This window comes from Shewanella sp. DC2-4 (genome assembly GCF_013248875.1).
Lineage (GTDB): Bacteria > Pseudomonadota > Gammaproteobacteria > Enterobacterales > Shewanellaceae > Shewanella > Shewanella oncorhynchi.
This window is the reverse complement of sequence record NZ_JABRVR010000002.1, coordinates 2,779,025-2,804,715: the sequence shown is the minus strand read 5'-3', so window position 1 is coordinate 2,804,715 and position 25,691 is coordinate 2,779,025. Positions and strand designations below refer to the sequence as shown.

Genomic DNA, 25,691 nt, shown 5'->3' with positions numbered 1-25,691 from the left:
TTAGCGTCTTTCTAACAGCGTAAACTCGCTAGGCTTCTTCAATACAGATGGCGATATCTTTAGCTTCATAAATCCGCAGACCATCTTTACTCAAGTTGGCATCGCCCATAATGATGCGTTTGCCATTGTCGTCTGTCACGCTGGTAATGTGCACATCCAGTGACATCTGCTTGTTTAATGGGTTAATTTGACCGCGATACTTCCATTTGATATCCGATAAAATCTGCCCGAATTTTGGATTGTTAAAGCCCGCGCCAAGGTCTTGGTCAATCGCATAGGTTTGCATCAGCTCGATAATGGCTTCAACCCCTAATGAGCCTGGCATCACAGGATCTTGATGGAAATGGAATTGGAAGAACCAATCACTTGGGTCAATGGTGCGCTCGGCGTATAAATAGCCAAGGCCCGCTTTACCGCCGGCTTTCACGATTTCAGCCTTGTCGATAAAGTTAAGTTGACCGCCCGCTAAACGGTAATGTGGTTGACCTTTTGGTGCGTTAAAGCTGCGATGTTGTTTATCTAACAGATTGATTTGGCTATCGGCGGCTATGCCATTTTGCACATGCCAAGGCTGAGTGATCTTGCCGTTGTCTATGCCTAACTGGTTTTTCAGCGCATCGCCCTTGAAGTAACCAAATACCGCTTTACCTTGGTAGAAAGGCTCGCCATCGCAGCTTAATTCAAAACTAAAATTCTGGATGATGTTACTGCCAGCAATCACAGTCGATAACAAACGTGAGTCGTTCACTATGGTTTTGCCACGTAAATCCACATGGCGCAGCAGCTTACCGTTGCCGTCTAAGTTACGGAAGAACAGCTCTTGGCCGGGGAAGCCCAATGTGGTGCCCATATAACCTGAGATAAAACCGTTTGGCTGCAGTGATATTTCCATCAGCACAGAATAGGGCATAACGGCGTGATGGCTGTTTTTATCATAATACCAAGCGTTTGCTGGCACTTCGTATTCAGCGATACACGATGATGGCTTTTTCAGCTCGCCGCGTTTGCCGTCAATCGCAATGACGCGAGTCGTGAGCTGCAAATCACCGCAAGGCGTGCGCGGTGGAATAAGGCCGCGATAGATGCTGAAATCGGGGCCGAAGCAGTTTTCGATGTCGCCAGTGGCAAATTCGAACATGTGGTACGGCGTGAACGGCAGGGTATCGGGCACGCGGTTAGCATACTTTGAATCCGCAGGCGCGACTGGAGCAGGCACATGCTTAAGCGGCACTACGCCTTTATTGGTTGGCGCAGTTAAATCAGGCAACTGTGCCATCAGTGGCGCCGCTAACGATACTGATGTTGTTGAAACCAACGGCGCAGCCGAAACAGCATTTTTAGCTACATTTCTAGTCGTATTGTTAGCTGTGCTGTTGGCATTATCCGCGAGGTAGCGGGTGCATTCGGCTTCTTCTTTGATCATCACCCCAAGGTTTTGGAAATCCACTACCACTTTGCCATTGAGCAAAATATCGATATTCGCCTTAGCATACGGGCGCGGGCTCATACCGATTTCGGTGATTTCCATGCGATAGGTGAGCAGGCCAGATTGCGGCAAAACTTGACCGCGACAGCGCACTTTTTGTGACGCATTTTCGAGCGGTTGGAAACGACCATCTTTAACTCCGAGGTGCATACCAATATGCAGCATAAAGAATTGCAGTAATTGACCACAACCTTCGGCCATTAATGACCCCGCCATCACTTGGTCGCCCTTGAAATGACACGGGAAATACCAATGATCAGCTTCGAGCTGCTTATGGCCTTGAACTGAGCCTAAGCCCCACGCGCCGCCATGCACCTCAAGATTGCTGACCTGTTCAATCATCAGGAATTTTTCGGATGCAAAACATAGTGAGGGCTGCAATCCATATTGGGCTTGATGCGTCGCATGGGCGCCGCCAAAACAGCCACCGATATCGGCGCCGAGCAGTTTATGGATTTGGCTGTAATCAAATTGGTTTTGCGCGCAATCAAGCAGCGGATTAAAGCGCTGTTTATTCGGATTATTCAAGGCGAGGTTGCGCGCTTTGATTTCAGCTTCGGTGTGAATAACACCTTTGCCGTCGGCCAGCTCTTTATCGGTGAAGAAGCCGGCACAGCCGCCATCCATTTTCAGGATCAGCTTGTCGCCCACGAAACATTCGTAGGAGAAGAAGAACAACAGGGTATCGCCATTGCGGGCAAAGTGATTGATGGAAATATCGTAGCGCAGGGTGTCGCCACCGCGCGGTAAGTCGCCAAGGAAGGTCAGGGTGCAATCGAGCAGGCGATAAACGCGCTCGCCCTTGTTTTCAAAATCGATACCTAAGTAGCTGATCAGCATCAAGTCGCATTGACCCGATTCGACCGCCACGGCCCAAGGGATTTGGCCATCGACCAAATACGGCGCGTCCACAGGAATATCGTATTCCGTGGTCATAGTGCAAGGCTGATATTGGTTCATCTGGGCGTTTAATTTCGTTACCCGAGATACCAGCAAATAGTCAGTCGTTGGCAGGCGTACACGACGCGAATAGCTGTCGATAATGGCGTAATCTGGGCCAAATACTTTAGCAATATCACCTTCGGCGTACTCGACTAAATCTGCATAATCCCAAATGCAAGGCTTGCTTATCGGTGTTGGCGGCGTGTACTCAGGCACTTTTGCATGATTGGGATAAAGCGCAGGATGTGGAAGAACCGCTGTCGCAGATGCTTGAATTATGGCTTGCTGTTGTACTGGCGCAGCTTGGCCATTGACGGCTAACTCGCTGGCAAGCTGGGCTTTCATCAAGGCCTCGGCTAGTTTCAAGCCTTCAGCACGGCTTTGTAAAAAGGCTAAATGGGCTTCACGGGCGAGTTGCTGATTGCTTAAAAATGCCGCGTCTTTTAGCTCTGCTTGAGTGGCGTTTTTATTGGGCGTGCTTAGGGCATTCATTGGCATGCTGCTTAATGTCTCTTTTTGTTGAGCCGTGGTTGGGCTGCTTGTTGCAAAGCGACTCGTGTCTTTGCTCGCTATTTGGGCCAAATGTTTGCGTTGGCTGCGCGCTGGCAGTGCTGTCATGGCTTGGGCTTTTTGTTGTATAGCATCAAGACCTGCGAGCGGCGTATCCAGGATATGCTGATAGATATCGCGGCCACCGAGCGTTACTTGTTTTATTAAGTGTTTTTGCTCTGAAAGCGTTAAGTCTTGTTCAAGCCTTTGCTGCAAATTGTATGCTTGCGTGGCACTTTGGCTGAGCAGTAACTGCGAGCATTTACCTTGGCTAAACGTGGCAACGAGCGCGTGCTGCTGAGCTTGAGAAGAATGCTTGTTAAGTTGCGCTTGATTTTTAAGCTGCAACAGCGCGCTCAAAATACTCGCCATTCCCGCAGCAGCAAAATTGTGGCCTAGGGTATCAGCGGCTTGGCTGCGCTGGTTCACACTCGGCAACAGGGTATTGAGTACCAACTCTGAATCGGCAAGTTGCTCAACAGAAATACTGTTTTCAATCAAGCTAATCTGGCTGCTATTCACCTTGGCTTGGGTTAACAGGTCATCGCAAATGCGCGCTGTGTTGCTATTACCTTGTATGTCACAAATCGCGCCAAATACTTGGCCGCTGATGTGACCATAACTGTCGCCATAGCTGCTATTGGCATTAGCATTGTCAGCGGCATTACTTGGCTGGGCTGTACTTGATTGCGCTGTCGTGAGCACTAATGCGCCTGCACCTTCACCGACTTTCCAGCCAGTGTCAGTCGCATTAAATGCCACTGGCGATACGGCATTTTTGAGGATCACTTGCTCTAGACTGCCACTTAAATCGACTGCGGCGATCACTACGGCATCTAAGGATTCTTGGGACAAGAGGTTCTCGGCCACATCGATACAGCGGGCGACCGATTGCTCCGCCGCTGAAATGGTAAAGGCAGGGCCGTTAAAGTCCCAAAGGGATGCGATACGTGACGCCATGATGTTGCCAATAAAACTGGTGTATTGGTTCAGTTTGGCGGCATCGAGCACACTGTCCATGGCGATTTTTTCAAGGGCGAGATACTCGGCTTGTGTGAGTGTTATCCCTTGTTTTTTAAGACTGTCTGCCAGTTGAGTGTGCAGATTTACGCGGCCACGGAACTGGTGTAATTCCAGTTCGGTTTCCATCGCTACTAATACAGCAACCTTGCCACCGGGCTTTAAGTTGGCATCACGAATCGCTTCATCGGCCACTTTGATCAGCAGCAGTTGCTGGGAGATCAGGCGGTCGTCTTCATTGGGCGGCACTTTAAAGCGCAGGAAGTCAAAATCGAACTGGTCGATATACGCGCCCTGCGGGACAGAAGGCAAACCAAAGTTAGCTAAGATCTCAGGATGTTTATCTAAGCCTTTCCAGCGTTTAGCGGGCAGCGGGATAAAGGCATCTTGCCGAGCATGAATCGTGTTATCCAGTGCATTTATGGAGGATAAAGGCCCGAAGTGTGATGCTAAGCCAATGATATTTAATGGTGTATGTTGGTAGCTTACTGTGGCAGCACTCTGCTGACGCTTACTACTGGTATTTGCCGCTGCATAGGATTCCAGCAATAAATGCGCGTTACAGCCGCCAAAACCAAACACGGAAACACCCGCGTGGCGGCGGTCATTGCCGGCTTTATCTGGCCAAGCATGCAATTCTGTTGGCAGATTTTTAGCGCTAAACAAGCCCTTAGGCGAAGATATCGGCGCTGATAAGTTAATACTTGGCGGCAGTCGACCCGAGCGCATGGCAAAAATCATCTTCATGATCCCCGGCATGCCCGCGGCTGTGAGTAAATGGCCTAAGTTGGATTTTGCCGAACCGATCAGCGGTACCGCAGAGCCCGAGAGTTTGTCCTCAAAAAAGCGTTCCATCGAAGCGAGTTCGACCTTATCCCCAAGCGGCGTGCCTGTGGCATGGCATTCAATCACTTCGATATTGGCAGGCAGTGTGTTTGCGGCACTATAGGCGCGCTCGAAGGCTTGCACTTGGCCCTTGCTGTTGGGGCTTAATACAAACTGGCCTTTACCGTCGTTCGACAAACCAATGCCGCTGACGACGGCATAGATGTTATCGCCATTGCGCTCGGCATCCTCCAAGCGTTTTAAGACTAACACCCCTGCGCCTTCTCCGGCGAATAAGCCCTTGCTGTTACTATCAAAGGGCGCTGAAATACCGTGATCTGGATAGGCGTGGAAAATCGAGAATCCCATGTTGATAAAGAAGGGATCGGCGCCTGATACTGCGCCCGCAAGCATCATATCTGCCTTGCCTGTGGTCAGGTAATCGCAGGCGAGTTTGAGCGCATAAACCGAGCTGGCGCAGGCGGCGTCCAGACTCAACTGGGTGCCACCCAAACCGAGTGCATCGCTGACCAGTTTTGAGGCTGTGTGAGCAACGGCGCCATTGGCGATGTTTAAGGTTTGGCTATTGGCATTGAGATCGTTAACTGAGTTGCCAAAATCAGCCAGCTGAAATGCGCTTTGATTAAGTTTGTTTTGCAGCGCCTTTTCAACGGTCTGATGATACAGAGGCAAAAATAATTCATTGGATCGGGCCGTGGGGAACGACAAGGTTCCCATTACGATACCAGTGCGCGCCAGTACGGCATCGCTTGGGGCAATCCCTGCGTCTTGCAGGGCTTTACGACTGCAATCGAGTGCCCATAAAAAGCTTTCATCTAAACCGTCAAAGGCGGACTCAGGCAGTTGATAGCCCCTAGCATCAAACTTAAAGTGTTGAATGTAGCCGCCCTTATCACAGTAAAAACGGTCAGATTGTCCCTGCACACCTTGGTAATCGGCGGGATTGGCATTGAGCTTCTCGCGGCTGATTTGGGTGCGTGAGTCTTTTTTATCCAGCAGGTTTTGCCAAAAGGTTTGAGGATTATCGGCATCAGGATATTGAGTCGCGAGGCCGACAATCGCAATTTTTGACGCACTTTTTGATGCGCTGTTTGACGCACTTTTTGACAAAATCATAGGCACGGTAGTTTTATCAATAGTAGGGGAATGCTGAGAACTCACAGGGGTTCTCCTTTTGGTGATACTGCTGATGATAAAGGGGCTGCGTTAGTGCTTAATGGCTGAATAAGCGGCGCGAGCGACAACGGTACTCTGTGGCTTATCAGCTGAGCTAAACACTTGAGTAAGCTGGTAATCGCATCGGCACCCTTGGCATTGCAGGCAATGGCTGCTGTAGTTGCGTTCTCGGTGCTTTGGCCTGCATGGGCATGGCTGATTTTATCTATGAGTGTGCTGGTTTGCCTATCGGCACCCACTTCGACAAATAGTCTTGCGCCTTGCTCAGTGGCATTTTGAATGAGCGCACTAAAGTCGAGCTGCGAACAAAAGGTATCGGCAATCGCGCGGCCAATGCTTGTGCTATCAAGGGTGACTGGCGCAGTTTGCGCTGCACTGATAAAGCGGATCGGCGAGTCTTGCGCCGCCGCTTTTAGCGCCTCAGGTTTTAATGCCTCGGGATTTAGCGCCTCGGGTTTTAGCGCTTGAGTATAGAAATCTTGTACTTGCCCGTGGACTAACATGGCAGGCGCAGTATGCATTGCCGTGACGCGATTGGCAGCAATGCCGCGTTTGCCTAACTTGGCAAGTAGGGCTTTACAGCTCGCTTCGCAGCCTGCAATGACACAGGTATCACCTTGAATGATGGCTAAATAAGCGCGAGGGAACTCTGGCAGTAATGCTTTGATTTCATTGCTACCTGAGCGTACCACAAAGCTGTTCCACACTATGGATTCATTATCCTTAAGTTGCCACGCTCGGCGGACTGCGGTTAGCTCGCCAGAAATGGCATGGTTGAAAATATCGCTATTTTCTGTGGCGTTGATCATAGCATGGGGCGTTTGCCACACATCTAGGCTGGCCCACATGGCTGCTTCGCCCATTGAGTAACCGAGCGCCATTTTTGGCTTAATATTAAAGACTTGGGTCAACAGTTTAGTGAATAGATAACTGGCGCCCACGCCACTAATCGCTTGCTGGCTTAAGCTCATGCCCGCTGCAGTTTTTACATCTGCGGCATAAATCTGCGGTGATTGCAGCATGGCGCTTAAATCGCCTTCACGTTCTAGCTGGTGATACAGCGCGGGGAAATACTCATGCAAGTTATTGAACATATTGGCGTAAACAGTGCCAACGCCGGGGTATACAAAGGTAAGTCCTGCATCCCCTAGCGGCTTAGCGGTGAAACAGCTACCCGCTGGCGTTTTAAAGTGTTGACCATGATGACGAACAGCATCACTTTCAAGGGCCGAAAGCATAGCTTTGGCTTCAAGTTTGAGGTCATCAATCGATGCCGCCATCAAGACTAATGCCAGTGGTGCGTTGGCATCATAGCGTTCAAACCAAGGTTTGAGATATTCCGCGTGAAAGCCTACGCCATTTTCCAGAGTGTTAACTAGTTGCAATACTTGCGCGATGAGTGAATTAATATTGTCAGCACTTATCGGCACAAACAGCCGGTTTTCATCAACAAGAGCTTTGGGTGCGATAACTTGTGTGCCTTGGGTCAGTACTAGGCTTTGGCAAATATCTTGGCCTGAATCCAGCAAGGTATCTGCTGGGTTTGATCTTGTTGCCGCTAGATTCTTTGCTACAAGATTTAGACATAAAACCCGCGCTTGATGTTGGTCGCTAAACCAATAGCCAGTTTGATGATTTGTGTCGTTTGTCTGTTTTATATCAGTAGTGCCTTTAAGCGGCGCTTGTGTTCGCGCCGCGAGGGCGGTTACGCCTTGGCGCAGCGCAACAAATGCCTCGTTGAGAGTGTTGGCGACGAGCTGATGCTGAACGGTTTGTGCAGGGCTGCGCTTTGCCGCCACTAACGCCGCATTTGCAACAGCCGCTGCATTAGCAACACCTGCATTTACAACACCTGTAGTCTCATTGCCAGCGGCAAAACCAGCAATAAACGCGTGGGCGTGAAGACGCAGTTTGGCGGCGCGTAAACCATCAAGCAAATACAGAGACTGGGGCAGATTGCCATCATTGAATTTAAGTTCAACGAGCTTGCCTTGCTCAATGGCTGTTGTTGCTTGGCTTAATAACGCAGTGAGCGAGCTTTGCTCATGCACTGACGGTTCATGAGCTGTCGATTGGTTGGCGTCGGCAGCGCAAATCTGAACTCTTTCACGTTCCGCAAACGTCCCTAATACTTGGGCTGAGTGAGAGTCAAGATTGACCGCATCGCCAAGCAACACTGCAATACGCAGTGGCTTGGCAAGCTTTTCGGTCATAGCTGTGTCAGCTATCGACGTTTCAGTTTGGCTGCTATGTAGCGTTGCTAAAGTGTGTGCTAAGTTCACTCGACTTTGGCCTCCACGCTTTCAATGGCTTTATTAGCAACTTTATTGGTTAAGAATGCACCGTTAAGGTTTTTGCTGATGGTGACTTTGGCGTTGTTCATCTCGCAGCTTAAGCGGCCATCTTGATGATACAGCGTGATATTGGCTTCAAGGGCACGGCCAGAGTGTTTCACCACCTCGAGCACTAAATGACCTTTATCGCCAAAGGCAAACGGCGCATGGGAGATAAACTCACCAATGCTTGATGGCAAACTCGCCGCGCCATATTTGAGTCTCGCCCACACCAGCATCGCCTGTAGCAACAAATCTTCTGCAAAAGCTTGTGAGCCTTTAGGCGTGAGATTAGGCACAAAATCCCCGCAGTCTGCTAACGCAACATGGGGAAGACTCACCTTGGCGACTAAGCTCGCATCGTCAAACTTCACCACAGACTCAATACCTTGCAGTCTCGGGCCGTGGAAAAGCGTGCCGTCGCTGTAAAGGCTGCTCGCGGTTGTGATGGCAGAAAGTCTTGCCAAACTGTGCGCGTCAAAAGCAGTTGCTTTGCAGTTATCACTCGCCGCGTCATCAACAGCATCATCAACGACTAGGATGGCCTGATATTGCGGACGACCTTCAAAGCTGATTAAGGCATTGAATTGTCCACTCAAGCACTCGTCAGAATCTTTCGCGGCTTTATCCGTTAACGCAATCGGTGCAAGTTCAAGTTCCAGCGTGATGGGGGCTGCACTTTCTAACACTCCATTTTGTAACACGGCAGTGTCGAAAATAATGCCCTTCAATAGCTTGTAGCTTTGCACTTTGACTGGTTGCTTAAGCACATCAAAGGCGGCTTCACGCATCCACTGAATCGCGCACACAGTGGGTAATACGGGATTACCATTAATGCAGTGATCTTCAATAAAGATCATTGCCTTAGGGTCCAGTGCGCGCTGCAGTTTTACAGCGCTTATATTTACTGCGCTTGGATTTAAAGCGTTAAGCAAAGCATGCGGATCCGACGAGTCAGTGGTCAGATCCGCTTCAGGCTTTTTTAGATTACTACCTTCAGTCTCTTGCACTTTATTAGAAGTGTCGTCATGAGGTGCGCTGCCTTGCATGTCAGTACCAACCAGCAATTGTGCGCCTGTGTTGCTCAGTAATTGGCTCGCAAATAACTCAGCACCCGCTTTTAACGGGATCACATAAACACCGCGATCCATAAACATCTTTTTCAGCGCAGGATTCACCATGCCGCCGTCCCACGGACCCCAATCGAAGCTCATCACTTTGGCATTTGGCAGTTGCTGCGCCAGTTGCAGTGCGGCTTTGTTGAGTATGTCGTTGGACATGGCGTAATCGCTTTGGCCAGTATTGCCGTAAAAACCCGCCGCCGAAGAGAATAGGGCAATCAGTTTTAATTTATCTAAATCCAGTGCGGCAAGTAGATTGCTTATACCTGTGACCTTAGTGCCATACACCCGTGCTAACTCATCTAAGGTTTTGTCTTGGATGTGTTTATCGGCGAGTACGCCCGCACCATGGATGATGCCAGTAATAGGCGACAACTCGGTGATCGGCACTATCGTGCTGGCGATCGCATCTGGATTGTTAACATCGAGACTTAAGTACTCGGCGCTCGCGCCCACAGCGGTAAAGGCTTCTAGTGCGGCTGCAATTTCTAGGCTGCTTTGAACTGGCCATACTAGGGCATCCACTTGTTTTGGCGTGGGTTTCTCGCCCAAGCTTTGAATGTGGGCAATAGCTGCGGCTTTAAGTTGACTGTTATTCTTACCCTGTGCCCAAGCGGGAATGGCTTGTTGGCTGCTTCTGCCAGCAAGGATAAAGTGCGCCTTGCTGCGTTTGGCTAAACTTAGCGCACATTCAAAGGTCACGCCTTTTGCGCCACCGGTCACCAGTATTTTATCTGCACTCGTCAAGTTTGCCGCGCTGTGGCGGGTATCAGCCTTGCCAGCAACTAAGGTTACACGCTCAAGTGCTTGGGCTGCGCCTTGGCTAACACCGACTTCCAATACGTTATCGGTTGCAAAGAGCTCAGCGATCACTGCATTGGCCAGTTGCTTGGTATCAAGTGCTGGCGCGATATCTAAGGCGCGGCAATGCACGCTTGGCCACTCGTGGCTCAAGGTTTTCGTTAGACCTGCCAATGCTGCTTGGTTTAGCTCGCTGCGGGCAATTTGGCTGTGGTTAAGATAACCAAAACCACCGTCGATACGACTGACACTGATAAAACTACTACCAGTATTGGCGGTCGCTGCTGTTGTTAAAAACGGTTGTAAGTGCTTGGCGAACAAGAACGCTTGCTCGACGGATGCCTTGGCGGCACTGGACAACACTAAACCTTTCGCATCGGCTGAGGTTTTATGTTGTGGTTGCAGATGAATAAAGCCTGCAACTGTACCTAAGCTTTTGATTTCATTAATTACTGCACCAATGCTGGCATCGTCAATCGCCGCCAATGTGAAGCTGGCAATGTGGCTATTGAGCGGTGATGCACTGGCCACAAGGTTTTCTGGCGAGCGCACAACCGCAACAGTTAGACCTTGAGCATGCAATTTTTCAGCAAGTACGCCAGCATTGTGACCATCATCGCTAATGATAATGCAGGCATCTTTAGCAAAAACGCGTGTTAGAGCTTGTTGCGCTGATTGCTTTGACGATTGCTGTGGCGATAGTTGCGCTAGCTCAGCTGCCGCTGGCAACTTTTTTAGCACCACCTCACTGTGTGGCGGTAAATCGATAGTAGGTTCAGGCTGAACGACAGCGCTAACTGGCGCGGCATTCTGGCTTACCGCGTTTTGGCCTAGCTTGCCTTGCATATAGCTAACGATTTCACCTAAGGTACGACACTCGGCCAGATCTTCAGGATTGAGTTCAGGCAAACCCGGTAGCTCGTCTTGCACTGTGCCTAAAATTTCAACGCGCTTGATGGAATCGATACCTAAATCGGCCTCCATATCCATACTGAGTTCTAGCATTTCAGTGGGGTAGCCAGTCTTGTCGGCCACTACTGACATCATGGTTTGTTGGACAAGTGCAGCACTTAAGCCGTTATTTGTTGTAGCGGTAACAGTGACTTGCGCTGCTGTTGTAGTTGAAGTCGAGCCAACCGCAGGTAGTTTGCTGTTCATGTAGTCAACGATTTCACCTAAGGTGCGACACTCGGCCAGATCTTCTGGACTGAGCTCTGGTAAGCCCGGCAGTTCGTCTTGCACTGTGCCTAAAATTTCAACGCGCTTGATGGAGTCGATACCTAGATCAGCCTCCATATCCATGCTCAGTTCCAGCATTTCAGTGGGGTAGCCTGTCTTGTCGGCCACCACAGCCATCATGGTTTGTTGCACTAACGCAGCGCTTAAACCGCTGGCGGCAGGCGCGGCAGTTGTCACATGAGTTGCTACGATAACTGCGCCCGCTGCAGGCAGCTTGTCATTTTGTGTAAGCTTACTTTGCATGTAGTTAACGATTTCACCCAAGGTGCGACACTCGGCCAGATCTTCAGGATTCAGCTCAGGTAAACCTGGTAGCTCATCTTGCACTGTACCTAAGATTTCAACGCGCTTGATGGAATCGATACCGAGATCAGCTTCCATGTCCATGCTGAGTTCCAGCATTTCAGTGGGGTAGCCTGTCTTGTCGGCTACCACTGCCATCATAGTTTGTTGCACTAACGCAGCGCTTAAACCGCTGGCTGCAGGAGTTGTTGGCGTTGTTGTAGAAACTACAACTTGGCCAGCCGCTGGCAATTTGCTGTTCATGTAGTTAACGATTTCACCCAAGGTACGGCACTCAGCCAAATCTTCTGGGCTGAGCTCTGGTAAACCCGGCAGTTCGTCTTGTACTGTACCTAAAATTTCAACGCGCTTAATGGAATCGATACCTAGATCGGCTTCCATATCCATGCTGAGCTCCAGCATTTCAGTCGGATAGCCTGTCTTGTCAGCCACCACAGCCATCATGGTTTGTTGTACTAACGCAGCGCTTAAACCGTTAACGGCAGGTGCGGCTGTTGCCACTTGAGTTGTCACATTTGCAGCAGTAATAGGCGCTACGATAATTGAACCCACTGCTGGAAGCCTGTCATTTTGTGTAAGCTTACTTTGCATGTAGTCAACGATTTCACCTAAGGTACGACATTCGGCCAGATCTTCTGGGCTGAGCTCAGGTAAGCCCGGCAGTTCGTCTTGCACTGTGCCTAAGATTTCAACGCGCTTAATCGAATCTATACCTAAATCGGCTTCCATATCCATGCCAAGTTCCAGCATTTCAGTGGGATAGCCTGTTTTATCGGCCACCACAGCCATCATGGTTTGTTGCACTAACGCTGCACTTAAGCCGCTCGTTGCTGTTGCCACAGGTGTCACTTCTGGCATCACTACAGCAGGCATGACTAATGCAGGAGCGGCAGGCGCGACTTGTACAGTCACAGCAGGTGAATAAGCAACGGGAGCGGTTTGCACAACAGGCGCAACAGATGTGCTAACCGCTGGTCTCGTCGCAACAGCTTGAGTCGCTACTGGTGCAGCATTGTGTGGCAATGTTGTTGCAGCAACAGGCGCTGGAACTGGCGCAGTTGCTCGTGGTTGACTTGCAACCACTGGGGTAAAGTTAATCGGCGCATTGTTTAGCATGGCCAAGGCTGCTTGGCTGCTACTGCTTTGTAGCTGCATAAATTCGGCGTGGCTTTGCAGGGTTTGCGCTTGATGCTGGTGGAACATTTCCATCGAGCGTTGCAGGCTTTCAGGGATTGCAATGCCAAGGCTTGCCATCTTGGCTTGTTCTGTCATCAGTGTCGTGAAAGTATCGCCGTATTGCTGTGGGATAGCTAAAAACTGTTGATGCAACTGCGCCGCTTGAGATTGTGCGCTGAAAAATGCCGTTAACGCATCGCCGCTGACGCTTGCTGTACTTGGATTCAATTGCGCCGTCGCTTGTTGCTGGTGATTGCTTAAGCCTTGCGTCACGCTTGGGGATGTTTGTTTCATTTCAACAGTTGCCACTTGATTCGCTTCCACTTCTATTATTTTTTCAACAACTTTTTCGACGATGACTTCTTTCTCAACGATTTTTTCGACTTCTCTTTCGACAACCGTTTCAACGATGCGATCCACATATTGCACTTGGCTAGTCACGCTGCCTGTGGTGAGGGATTTCGCCATCTTAGCTTTGGTCGCAGCACTAATATGGTTAGTTGCTGTGAGTTTGATGTTCATCGCCGATGGCGCTTCACGCTCGGCAATTTCTTGTGACGTTACGGCTTGATAGGGGTCAACCTCAGTTAACGCCACACCGGCTACCGCGAGTTGCACTGCGGCTAAGCGTAATTGACTGTCACTGTCGCCCTTAGGATTCGGGTTCATGCTGACAAGGCAAAGCTCATTTAAGTGTTCGCCTAAGGTATTTTCAACTAACTTTTGCAGTATGTTCTTAGGGCCAAACTCAACAAACACACGGGCGCCAGCGTCATACATGGCCTGCAGTTGTTCGCTAAAGCGAACTGATTGCAGCATGTGTTGTTTGAATTCTGCTTTAATCGCTTTGCCATCGCTTGGGTGCAATTGACCTGTGCTGTTGGCATAAAGCATTACTTTTGGTGCGCTAAATTTTGCTTTATCAATGGCTTTGGCAAAGGGTTTTTGTGCGTGTCCAACCAATGGGGTATGGAACGCGCCTGAGACAGGCAGGGCAATTGCTTTAAAGCCCAGTTCGCTAATGGCTTTCGCGGCCAGCTGAGTTTGCTCTGTGCCACCTGCGATGACTAATTGCGTCGGCGCGTTGTAGTTGGCAATTTTAACGCCATCAAACTGGGCTAAACAGCTATTAAGCGCATCGATATCATTCTTTTGCTTCAGAATGATGGCGAACATGGTTCCTAAATCAACTTGAGTCCCAGTATCGCTCGGCACTTGCGCCATGGCATGCCCACGGGCGAAGGCCAGTTCGACGTAATCTTCATTGGAAATCACGCCTGCCGCGCAAAGGGCTGACAATTCACCAAAGCTATGACCCGCCACCATATCGGGTGCAAAACCCGCTTGCGTTAATAGCGAATATTGCGCCATTGAAACCGCGCCTATGGCGCTTTGGGCGAACATGGTATTGGTCAGCGCCGCTTCTTGGGCTTTAACTGCATCGGCATCGAATGCCGGAATAGGGTAAAGGATGTTCGATAACGGTGTTTGATCGTGGTGAGCAAATACCTTATCGCTGGCCGTCACTTGTTGGCGCATTTCAGGGAAATGGCAGGCGAGTTCGCGGCCCATGTTCAGGTACTGTGAACCTTGACCGGCAAACAGGGCGGCTACTTTCTTTGATTCATTCTTGGCCACTAAGGCATGAGAGCGGTAGCTGATACCAGAAGGTAATTGCCACGCCTCGCTTGCACTGGTTTCTAGGTGCCCGCTTTCTAAATGCGCACTGCTTTCTAGATGAGAGATGGCTTGATTTAGCTGAGCTTGCAGCTGAGCGATATCCTTAGCCACAAAACCTAAACGGGCATCTGTGCTTGCCAGTGCGCGCAGCGGATATTGCTGAGCGATAGCGTTTAGGCTCGCAGCGCTGCTCTTATTCGCGTTTGCACTCGTGTTCACGCTTTGGCTCAGCGCAGCTTTTAACTCGCTAAGCAGCGCGTTTTTATTGGCTGCGGCAAATAATAGCGTCTGCGGCACACTGCGCTGACGATATTGCTCATCGCGGCTGTGCTCAGGTTTGTATTCTTCTAATACAAGATGGAAGTTCGTGCCGCCAAAACCAAAGGAGCTTACACCTGCACGGCGCGGCGTTGCATCGGCGCGCTGGAACCATGGGCGAGTTTCGGTATTTAAATAGAATGGTGAGCTTTCGATATTCAGTTTTGGATTAGGCTTGCTAACGTTAATGGTCGCAGGCAATACCTTGTGGTGCAGCGCTAGCGCGGCTTTGATCACCCCAGCAGTGCCTGCTGTGGATTTAGTGTGGCCCACTTGGGATTTTACTGAACCTAACGCGATATGTTGATTTGTGTCGTTGCCTTGGGCAAATACTGATTTTAAGCCATTAAATTCAGCCACATCACCTGCGGCAGTACCCGTGCCATGGGCTTCAACTAAGCCAATGCTGTGCGGGGCAAAACCAGCATCGTCGTAAGCGCGCTCCAATGCTTTAGCTTGGCCCTCAGGGCGCGGCGCATAAATACTCTTAAACTTACCGTCCGATGAGGCGCCAACGCCTTTGATGACGGCATAAATTCGGTCGCCATCGCGCTCGGCATCTTCAAGGCGTTTAAGCGCGACCATGCCGATCCCTTCGCCGATCATCATGCCTTTTGAATCGATATCAAAGGGTTGAATGGTTTCATTGGTGGTGAAGGCAGGCGTTTTTGAGAAGCTCATGTACATGGACGGCGAGTTGTCAGTACAGACACCGCCGGTTAACATCATGTCGCTGCGACCTTCGGTCAGTTCAGTTAGCGCCATACGCATAGCGGCAAGCGAGCCCGCACAGGCAGCATCGACCACACAGTTCATGCCGCCAAAATCAAACCGGTTGGCGATACGGCCTGCAATCACGTTGCCTAAGGACCCTGGGAAAGAGTTTTCTTCCCAGTGGATATATTGGTCTTGGAACTTTTTGATCAGCATTTCGCTGTCTTCATCGCTCAGGCCGCTGCTTTTGAATACTTTTTTAAGCACTGGATATTGCAGGCGCGAGTTCAAGCTCTGACTGATTTTTTGACCACCGCCCACACCTAGGGTGATGCCGATACGATCATGATCGTAATCGGTGGGCAGATTGGCGTCGGCAAGCACTTCTTTGGCGACAATCAGCGACAGCAGTTGCGAGGTATCTGTCAGCTCAAGAATATTGGGCGGCAGACCGAATTCCATTGGATTGAAGTCGACTTCTGGTAAAAAACCACCGCGTTTACAGTAGCTTTTATCGGCTTTGCTTTTGTCGGCATCGTAGTAATCTTCGGCGCGCCAATGGGTATCTGGGATGTCAGTAATGGCATCGATTTTTTCGCTGATCAAATCCCAAAATTTATTTAAATAACGCGAGTTAGCGAAGATGCTGGCCATGCCGACGATGGCAACGGGCATATCTTTTAAACGTTTGTTGAGTCGTTTATCTTTTTTTGACTCAGTCGCAGAATTAGGTACAGAAGGGGTATGGCTCATAAAGAGTCTCCACGGGTCGACCTGGATACGGTGACCTTGTTTTGGGATTCAGCCGCGTTTGTCTTTGGCGTGCCATGGGCACCGGGAAAACGGGCTAAGAAGGTGTGATAGTTGCGAACAAGCAACTTTCGTAAATGAAACGGCCCATGTCTGAGGACATAGGTGATATATCTATTGGTCGCTTGGGTATTACTGTCTTGATAAATATCGAGGTAAATCCAATCACTTGCTGTGTCTACGCCTAATAGTACTGAGCTTGGAGCTTGTTCAGTGAGCTGCGGCGGTATGGTGAGTGAGACCACTTGCACCACAGTATTGCCGTCGGTACTCGGCAATGCGAGCGCCTTAGCCAAGGTTTCTGGATTGACCGTATAGGTTTGGATATCGCTGCCTTGAGTCACAGGCAATTGATTAAAATAGCGTTCGGGGACTTGCGGTGCTTCAAATTCATCGAGCCGCGATATGCCATATCGCTTTAAGCAACGGGCAAGGCCGGAGCGCGACACATTGGGATTAATAAAGGTTTGGGTAACCTGAAGTAATCTATCTAAGGTGAGTTTGAGTTGATAGCGTAATCCCACCACCACATATTCTTCCATCGGCGTGAGCGTGGTATTGAGGTGGTGAGGCGTGTTCGAACTGTTGCTAATGGACTCACGCTTCCGCCATTTACGCACCGTTGCCTCGGTGATATTTAAAATTTTTGCCAGCTGGCTGACGCTCAGATCCGATTGCTGGATAAAGAGTCGCATTTCAGGCGTGGTGGTGGCGTTTCGATGCCGAGGTGCGCTGTCTTTTTTCGCCGCTTGAGTTGTGCTCTTGGGGGCGTAAGACGGCGCTTTAGATTGAGAGTCGCGAGCTGCCATTAATAATAATTATCATCCGACATAATCTATTGGGACTGAGAAGCCATTTTGGCTGAGTCAGCTGTGGCACTCTTGAAGAACATAGTGACACTCATCGTAAAACCTGTGCTTATCATCTGTGTCACTTAATGGGGATGCAGATTACCTGAGGTTTCGGGTCGATACAATCATCTGGGACTGGAATTTATTGGCTTTCGTTGAGTAATGGTATTTTCTGTGCGTTATGTTGGGTTTTCGTTGACCGCTTGGGCTTTTTAATACTTTGATAGTGGAAGAATTAAATTTTTAGGGGCGATAAAGACCGCTTTTTTGAGTTAGCGGGGTAAAATAGCCCAATATTGGCTTAAGCCTCCTCTGCAAGGAATCAGACTGTGCGGCTAAACCTGTTAATTTGGGCGCAAAACCTTGGCGCAATTGCAGCAAAAAATTTGCGCATAGGATGGCGTTCAGGGTCGTTCTAAGAATTGCTCTAATTAGAGTGCTGCTAAGAATTGAACTCAGGCTTAGTTGAAACTATTTAAGATGCATAATGAACTCAGAGAATGATGAACCAAGACAATACCCAGATATGAATGTTGCTAAGTGCTCTCCAAAAAGCCAGACAATGATAACCATCAGCCGCAAGGCTTTGTCCTGCAAGGCTCTCAAATGACCGACTCCAGAACATCTAGCAAAAACGGCGTGAATGTGGATCTATTTTTTATTCCACTGAGTGATATTTCATTGCCGCAAACATCACTCGCTCAGTCTTGGTTAAGTGATGATGAACTCGCCAAGGTCGCGCGTTATCGCGATCCCAAGGCGCAAATGAAGGGATTACAGGTCAGGGCAGCGTTGCGGGCCGTGTTATCTCGCTATGCGGATTTATCGCCACACGAGTGGTGTTTTGAATATGGCGCTAAGGGTAAGCCGAGTTTAACGGCAAAATTGCAACAGCAAACGGGGCTTGAGTTTAACTTAAGCCATAGCGGCGATTGGTTATTGATTGGTGTGGCTCAGTTTCATGGTGTTGAGTCTGGTTTATTTGGGGTCGATATTGAAAGATCGCGGCCGAAGACGGATATCTATCCAATCCTAAATCACTATTTTTCCGCCCAAGAAACTGCGGCTTTATTAGCTCTCGCCGATGAAGCGAGTCAACGGCAGCGCTTTTTCGATTTATGGGCGTTAAAGGAGTCCTATATCAAGGCGACAGGTCTAGGTTTAGCGCAGTCGCTTAAATCCTTCGGCTTTGATCTAAAGCCATTCGAGCAATTGGTGGCCGGATCGGTTGAGCTTAGATGCCAAGATGCAGCGTTGATGCCGTTCTATGGTGTGGCGCCTTTGCTGAGTGTCTATCCTAATATCCCGCTGCAAACCATTGATGCAAGTTCATTGTATTGGCAAACCTATTTTGGGCGTTTGACCGAGGAGTACCGTTTTGCCGTGAGCTTAGGGCATGCTGGTAACACCGAGATTTCCATAATGCTAACGGCGCAACTGAGCAGCATAGAAGCCTTACTTGCCAATTATGGTTAACTGGTCTTATTCATCTTCGGTTAAACATTGCTGGGTATAGTCACGCCCATAATATTTTGAATTTGAATGAAATAAATGAGGTTTAACAATGAAACGGATTAAGTGCCTAATACCTGCCACTATGATGGTGTTGCTATCTGGTTGTGGTTATTTTGGTGGCGATGAAAAGCAGCAATTGGAGCAGGCTTGGTTAGCCCAAGATCCACAGTTGCAGCAAGTGGTTGAGCAAATTCGTGCCAATGGCTTAGATGTTGTGGCTCAAAGCGCGGCAGCAGGCACAGTTTCGGCCTGTGTGGCTGAAAAACTCAGCCAAGATCCGCTGGGTAAGTTAGTCAATGTTGAAGGCTCGCTGGTGGAGTCTGCTAAAGTGGCAGAGCTGCTGGGGGACTTACAGAAAGTAATGGAGCAAGACATCAGTTTTGATCAGGTCGCGAGCTTGCTACAAAAGGGCGCCGATGCGGCGACCTATGCTAAAAGTCTTATCGAGCAACAAGGTTTAGATCAAGCCTTACAAAGTCTTAAGCAAATGGTGACCGCGAGTGAGCAATTTGCCCAGCAAGACTTAGGCGCGCATTTTCAGCAGTTATTGCTTGAGTGCAAAACTTCAGTCCCAACGCCAGAGTCTGCGAATTAATTATCTTACTTTAATCTGGCCTTTAAGGAGTGCGCGAGAGAGAACATGTCGTGAAAATGGCTATCCGTACTTCACTCTTTTGCTTACAGAACTCGACTCGCCAAGTGTCAGAATGGTTAGTGCTAGTGTAATTTTTCCATAAAAAGCCCTGAAGATTCAGGGCGTTGATTTGGTTATTTCGTGCTTGGTAGTGGGACGATTTCAAAGCTTTCATCGAACTTTACTAAGGTCGACGCTATCTTACCGAAGGCATCTTTATCACCCTCTAACTTGGCAGTACCCTTAGCCAGTAACTCTTTAAGTGTGACTTTTCCGAGTAAAATCCCCGTAATATAGCGTTTATCAATATAAAGATTGGCATCGGCCTCCATCGGTTTATCAACCTTAATATTGCTTAAATTACCGTTACTTAGTTCAACATAGAGCGTTTCTTGGGTGTCGGGGTTAATCACATTAAGCCTGATTAGCCCAAGTTCAGCAGCTTTGAGGCTATCGACTTTTACGGCGAGGAAGTCAAATAGGGTCGATATTTCCATTTCTCCTAAAATATCTGCAGAGGCCGATTTAGGCGCGCCAGGTTGAATGCCTACGCGTAACTCTTGGGCGCCAGTGAGGTAAATGTTGCGCCAGCCAGCACCTTCGGCTTGATAACCCAGTTGCTCATAGGTATCGGCAAGTAATTGTCTTGCCTCTTTATTATTAGGTTCTGCCATCACGACCTTATTGAGTGCGGTGGCCACAAAACGGTATTCGCCTTGGGCATAGTCGGCTTTGGCGTGTTTCACTACGGCTTTAGCTCCGCCCATATACTCCACAAATTTTGCCGCTTCATCTTTTGTCGGTAGTGGGTTTAAGTTGGCGGGATTCATATCGAAATAGCCAAGGTACATGTTGTACACGGCTTTGGCATTATGGCTGTAGGTACCGTGGTAACCATTGGTGTACCAAGTATCGCGCACAGCCTTAGGTATAGTTGTTTGAATAGCATCGCCAATATCTTGAATACCCACGCCATTATTGGCTAAACGCAGGGTTTGATTATGCACTAGGCCATAGTTATCCCTTTGCATTCTTAAGTATTGGTTTATATCAGTATTGCCAAATACGGGGGCTGAGTGGGCAGTGAATATAACCTGTGCATCATTACCAAAATGAGTCAGTAATTCGTTGATATCCTTAGACCATTTTATCGCATCTCGGACTTTTGCCCCGCGTAAGGTATAAATGTTGTGCATGCCGTGGTAGGTGAGCTCTGCGGTCCACAATGCTTTCATTGAGGGAATATAGGTGGCCATTTCCGAGGCGGCTTCTGTGCCTGAGGCATCCATAAACACCATGTCGATACCATCAATGGTGAGTGTTTCCCACTTGTCTTTGGCATTTAAGGTGACATCGGGTTTAACGTAGGTCACTTCGCCTTTGGATAATCCCTTAGCAAGTGCGGCATCGACAATGCCTTGATCGTTTCGCTCTAATGTTGCGCCGTATTGATAGGCGGCGCGGCGGCTCATGGCATTACCAGCGAGGACGTTTTCGTCGACAATTTCTTTGGTGATGTTATTGGAACCATAGACTTTGACGTTTGGGAACATGTCTTTGATGGCGCGGGATCCGCCAAAATGATCTCCATGACTGTGGGAATAAATCATTGCGACTACGGGTAAGTCATTGCCCTCGGGCAAGTGTTTAAGCGCAAACTCAAGGGATTGCTTTGCTGACTCTTTGGTCAGCAGTACGTCATAAAGGATCCAGCCTGTTTTACCGCGGATAAGGGTTAAGTTCGATAAGTCGGTGCCACGCACTTGATAAATGCCATCTGTGACCTTGTATAAGCCGTTAGACACCATATTCAATTGGGCTTGGCGATAAAGTGAAGGGTTTACTGTGTCTGGGGTTTTGTCGCCAATAAAGCTGAAATCGGCACGTAAAATGGCTGCTGTTGGTTCATCTAGTTCAGCAATAAGATTTTTAGAAAACTCTTCAAAGGCTTTTTTATCGGCAAAATTAAGGCTTGCTGCCGTGGCTTTGTTTACCGCAATGGTTTGCTCGGTGGCAGGCTTTCCCTGATAGTGCAGGCTAATATGTTCATGCTCGTGTTCCGCGGCCACGGCGCTTAAAGAGAAGCTGGCGATAATACTCATTGTCATCAAAGATTTTTGCATTATTTTACCTACCAAAAAGTGGGATAGTGTCGTTGATGGTTTGAGTATAGCCAGCTTGTGTATTTAGATAACTCGAGTTAGCTTGGGTTGTAATATTCATATAGTGAATGAGTGCGCTCCCTTATGCCGACACGAAAGCCATTAGATTTAAATTTATTACGCGTGTTTATGGTGGTTTACCGTACTCGTTCATTCACCCAAGCGGCGCAGGAGTTAGATTTAACTCAGTCTTCCGTGAGCAATGCGATAAGCCGGTTCAGGGCTTGGGTCGGGGAGTCGCTGTTTAATCGAGTTGGACGGGGAATTGAGCCTACATCGGTGGCACGGGAGATGTACCGTAAATTTGAGCAGCCCATGGCGGATATTGAAACCGTATTACTGGGGTTTGAGCATTTTGATCCCAACTCGAGCCAGCGGCGCTTTTATGTATATGCTAATGAGTCGGTTATCGAAGCGCTGCAATCAGGCGTGCAGGCTTTATTACAGAATGCGGATATTGAAGTCATTTTCCGCGAGTCGCCGCCGCAGGAGGATGAGCTATATCGCGATATTTTGCTTGAGCGGGTCGCCGTTGCCATAGACATTAAGCCCGCGCAGCAAAGTTTGCTCTCGAGCAAATTACTCTTCACCGAAACCCTCGTTTGTATCGTCAGTTTGCAGCATCCTCGTATTCAAGGTGCTATCACCCATGGGCAGTATTTTGAGGAGAAACACGTCTTTTTAAATATGCGGCGTTTTAATTTGACTGCAGGGGATTTGTTTACCGAAGGCGTGTTACCAAGGCGCAAAATGTACAGTGAGCAATCATCTTTATTGAGTATGTTTGCAACTGTCGGCAAAAGTGAGACGATAGGCATAGCGCCTTTGCGGTACGCCAGTCAGTACGCTGAGATGTTCGGCTTACAGATTTTACCTATGCCCCTGAAAACTCGGCCAATTGATTTGTATATGGTGTGGAGCAGTAAATATACCCAAAACCCGAGCCATCAATGGCTACGGCGTTTATTGCTCAATGCGAGTGCAAACACTGTGAATAAAAAAGCTCTGAATCTAGCGAGCAGCTAGGGCTAGCGATTCAGAGCTTTGTTGCAGTTTTTAAATTTTATTTTCTATCTCAGATTGTTAATCTAATAGCCTAAGAAGGTCATTACTGTCTTGCGAGTCTGTGGCTTTCGCCAGGTTGCTCGAAGTCACTGCGATAAGGGTTGATATCTAAACCACCGCGACGCGTGTAGCGGGCGTAAACCGTCAATTTAGTGCAATGACAGAAACGTTTTAAATCGACGAAAATTCGCTCGACACATTGCTCGTGGAATTCGTTATGTTGGCGGAAAGAAATCAAATAGCGCAGTAGTTTCTCGCGATCGATTTTAGGGCCTTGATAACGGATCATCACGCTGCCCCAATCGGGTTGCGAAGTGATCAAACAGTTGGATTTCAGCAGGTTTGAATTAAGCGTTTCCGCGACCGTTTGCTTATCGTCTGTACTGTTAACTAAGTAATCAGGATTAAAACTATAATCGCTGACTTCAATATCGAGATCGTCAATACAAGTGCCAGGTAACTCAATAATACGCTGAATACCAAAGCTTTTGGGCTCGATAATCTTAACGCTAACATCACCTTGAGCACACTGACTTAAGTCTTGCACTAAGGTTTTTTGCAGTGAATCTAGGCTATCAAACTTGGTTTGATTAAAGCTATTGAGATACAGTTTGAACGATTTCGACTCAATCAGATTCAGGCTTTCATAACTTAAATGAAATTCAGCTATGGCCACCATAGGCTTACCTTTGGCATTTAACCAAGACAGCTCATAACCCGTCCAGATATCGGCACCATGAAACGGTAACGTCCCAGTGAGTGCAATAGCATTACGGTTTAGTGAGCGTGGAACCCCTTGCAGCAGCGACGCATCATACTCGGCTTGGTAGTCGGTGGCTTTACCTAAAGTCAGGCCAACAAGCGCTTGCGCATCACTATAGGGATCGTGATTCTGTGTCATCAATACTGTTTCCATGTCAAAATAGGCGCACATTATACCTGAAATTGGATTGTGCTTAAGTGTCTTGTCTGCCCGCACTCGATAAATTTTTGCAAAACTATCATCAAGCTTACTTAACGAGTTTAGGTGAACTACCGCGTTATTACCCACAGGGTGAGCCTTCTGTGTGTATTCAAGGCGAATTTCAACCGGATCTTGAACAGGCCGTTCCTTGGCAGCCAGTGAAACGCAAAGTTGAAGGCAGTTTCGCCAATGTAGAGCATGCACTGGAGTTAACTTTATGGCCAGAGATCAATGATTTTTACGGTCATTATTTCTCCGCCCCAGTATTATTTGACTCTAAGTGGGGCACAGGGGAGTTACTGCAAGTCTGGAATGATGACGATTTTAACTGCCTGCAACAAAACTTGATTGGTCATCTGATGATGAAGAAAAAACTGAAGCAGTCACCGACTTGGTTTATCGGTCTGTTAGATGAGGGAGATAAAATGCTCACCATCAATAACAGTGATGGTAGCGTATGGATTGAAATCCCTGGTGAAGTGCAATCTGAGCAATTGTCCTCGAGTTTGACTGCGTTTATTGAAGCATTATCGCCACGGATAGCACCACCCGTTAAACATGAAGAACTACCTATGCCCGCATTAGAACATCCTGGTATTTTCGCCAGTTTTAAACGTATGTGGCAAAACCTTTTCGGTAAACGTTAACTTCTGTGAGCGACATTTTTATTATCAACCTAAGTATTAACTCAACCTAAGCGTGGCTTATCTTAGGTTGAGTTCTGCAAGGGGATAAACAGATGTTATTGATGATCCCAAGACAGATTCGACACTATGCGGCAAGGCTCGCAGCGAAAATGGAACATATCCAATAAAGGTTCATCGAGTTTCCAATCATGACTGCCACAACGTGGGCAAGGTCGCGTTTTTTCTGTGGCTAAATCTTGGCCGCCAACGCGATATAAGTAGTAATAGGTCGGGATCTGAGTGAGATATTCGATACGACCGCGCAAATCCCAACCTCTGCGAAATAAATCACTGTCAGGACTCGATAATTCCTCTAGCGCGGCAAATTCTGCCTTAGTGGCCGCCGCCATTTGCAGCTCGTCGCAGGCTTGCCATTCGCTCTGCCAACGGATAATACGTTTATGATCGCCATTAAAGGTTGCGGGTATACGGTACAGGGGAATGGGCAATAAATTGTCGCCGCTGCGTAGGGGCGAGCACATATGCACAAAACTGGTGTATAGCAGTTGCCAGCTGGGTGTTTCGGTATTACTTACTTCAGAATTGATATCCTGACCAATAAACTTTTCCCGCGGCGCGAGTAGTTTAGCGTCGGTTAATTCTACTAAGGCTTTTTTGACCCAAGGGCTGTGATATTTGTGCGCTAAACTGCTTTTCTCTGGCATCAATAAACGCACTCTAAACTCACCATCATTAAAGGCGACCGCAAATTCTCGCCCTAAGATTTGACCATTAGCTCGATAGGCTTCAAGGAGCTGATTAATGGCCTTCTCGGCGGCAGATATCGTGGTGTCGGCGAAGCATTCGAAGCGCAGTTCAGTGACAAACATTAAGCTGTTTTTCCTTGGATTTCTAATAAGTTGATGCGTTGTTTAAGTTCAAGCAGTTCGTTTTTTAATTGCATTATTTCTGTTTTTTGCTGCTCAGCATGACGTTCAAAATACGCCTGTTGCATCTGCAGGCGCTCGGCGAGCACTGCAAGGGTTAAGGTATCGTTAGTTGCGGGAGTGTCAGTTGTAGGGCTGATAGTTTGCAACTCAGCTAAACGCTCGCGATCCGCCTTAGGCATAGATTTAAATTGCTGTAAGCCTTGGATCAATATAGGTAAAGGTAGGCTACTACCTAAACGGGTTTTAATTAAGGCAAGGTTCGGTACTTTACCGCAGGCTTCGAGCGAATGTGCGGCCGCTAATACTTGGTCAAGGGGACTCATAATTAGCAAAATTCCTTAATTTGTTGAATTGTTTAAACCAATTTTTTAAATAATAATTAATTTTTTCATTTAAAAACAGTGTGTTGT

12 protein-coding genes are annotated in these 25,691 nt (G+C 48.3%); 4 read left to right on the top strand and 8 right to left on the bottom strand.

All coding sequences use genetic code 11. The annotated features are described in order from the left end of the window. Nucleotides 1–28 precede the first annotated feature (28 nt). From HQQ92_RS13060 to HQQ92_RS13045, 4 genes are read right to left on the bottom strand one after another with little or no spacing between them, the layout of a single operon-like run. Complete coding sequence (locus HQQ92_RS13060; RefSeq protein ID WP_309247078.1) at nucleotides 29–6,004, bottom strand: beta-ketoacyl synthase N-terminal-like domain-containing protein; 5,976 nt, start codon at nucleotides 6,002–6,004, stop codon at nucleotides 29–31. Next, nucleotides 6,001–8,301, bottom strand: coding sequence for a PfaB family protein (locus HQQ92_RS13055; RefSeq protein ID WP_173245890.1), 2,301 nt, complete (start codon nucleotides 8,299–8,301; stop codon nucleotides 6,001–6,003). The genes HQQ92_RS13060 and HQQ92_RS13055 overlap by 4 nt, the downstream gene beginning before the upstream one ends. Then, nucleotides 8,298–16,457 carry a type I polyketide synthase gene (locus HQQ92_RS13050; protein ID WP_173245887.1) on the bottom strand — a complete coding sequence of 2,720 codons (8,160 nt, stop codon included), beginning with the start codon at nucleotides 16,455–16,457 and terminating at the stop codon, nucleotides 8,298–8,300. The genes HQQ92_RS13055 and HQQ92_RS13050 overlap by 4 nt, the downstream gene beginning before the upstream one ends. Next, nucleotides 16,454–17,323, bottom strand: coding sequence for a helix-turn-helix domain-containing protein (locus HQQ92_RS13045; RefSeq protein ID WP_173245884.1), 870 nt, complete (start codon nucleotides 17,321–17,323; stop codon nucleotides 16,454–16,456). Before HQQ92_RS13045 ends, HQQ92_RS13050 begins: the two co-directional genes overlap by 4 nt. 648 nt (nucleotides 17,324–17,971) lie before the next feature. Here HQQ92_RS13045 and HQQ92_RS13040 point away from each other — a divergent pair. Then, a complete protein-coding gene (locus HQQ92_RS13040; RefSeq protein ID WP_173245881.1) occupies nucleotides 17,972–18,841 on the top strand; it encodes a 4'-phosphopantetheinyl transferase superfamily protein in 870 nt (289 codons plus the stop codon). 88 nt (nucleotides 18,842–18,929) lie between these two features. Then, nucleotides 18,930–19,475 carry a hypothetical protein gene (locus HQQ92_RS13035; protein WP_173245878.1) on the top strand — a complete coding sequence of 182 codons (546 nt, stop codon included), beginning with the start codon at nucleotides 18,930–18,932 and terminating at the stop codon, nucleotides 19,473–19,475. A gap of 173 nt (nucleotides 19,476–19,648) precedes the next feature. Here HQQ92_RS13035 and HQQ92_RS13030 read toward each other — a convergent pair whose 3' ends face one another. Then, nucleotides 19,649–21,637, bottom strand: a complete 1,989-nt coding sequence (locus tag HQQ92_RS13030; protein WP_173245875.1) for an alkyl/aryl-sulfatase — start codon at nucleotides 21,635–21,637, stop codon at nucleotides 19,649–19,651. A 123-nt stretch (nucleotides 21,638–21,760) separates the two neighbouring features. Here HQQ92_RS13030 and HQQ92_RS13025 point away from each other — a divergent pair, with 123 nt between their 5' ends. Further along, nucleotides 21,761–22,702 (top strand): LysR family transcriptional regulator, encoded by a 942-nt coding sequence (locus HQQ92_RS13025; protein ID WP_173245870.1) that lies wholly within the window; start codon nucleotides 21,761–21,763, stop codon nucleotides 22,700–22,702. 82 nt (nucleotides 22,703–22,784) lie between these two features. Here the strand turns inward: HQQ92_RS13025 and queF are convergent, their stop codons facing one another. Further along, nucleotides 22,785–23,642, bottom strand: coding sequence for an NADPH-dependent 7-cyano-7-deazaguanine reductase QueF (gene queF, locus HQQ92_RS13020; RefSeq protein ID WP_105249734.1), 858 nt, complete (start codon nucleotides 23,640–23,642; stop codon nucleotides 22,785–22,787). A gap of 59 nt (nucleotides 23,643–23,701) precedes the next feature. Between queF and syd the strand changes: the two genes are divergently transcribed. After that, the gene (gene syd / locus HQQ92_RS13015) at nucleotides 23,702–24,352 is read left to right on the top strand and encodes a SecY-interacting protein (protein WP_173245867.1); all 651 of its coding nucleotides are present in this window, start codon (nucleotides 23,702–23,704) and stop codon (nucleotides 24,350–24,352) included. A 95-nt stretch (nucleotides 24,353–24,447) separates the two neighbouring features. Here the strand turns inward: syd and HQQ92_RS13010 are convergent, their stop codons facing one another. Together HQQ92_RS13010 and HQQ92_RS13005 are read right to left on the bottom strand one after the other, a co-directional pair. Continuing rightward, nucleotides 24,448–25,221, bottom strand: coding sequence for a Zn-ribbon-containing protein (locus tag HQQ92_RS13010; RefSeq protein ID WP_105249732.1), 774 nt, complete (start codon nucleotides 25,219–25,221; stop codon nucleotides 24,448–24,450). Next, nucleotides 25,221–25,604 carry a hypothetical protein gene (locus HQQ92_RS13005; RefSeq protein WP_173245864.1) on the bottom strand — a complete coding sequence of 128 codons (384 nt, stop codon included), beginning with the start codon at nucleotides 25,602–25,604 and terminating at the stop codon, nucleotides 25,221–25,223. Before HQQ92_RS13005 ends, HQQ92_RS13010 begins: the two co-directional genes overlap by 1 nt. Nucleotides 25,605–25,691: the final 87 nt, after the last annotated feature.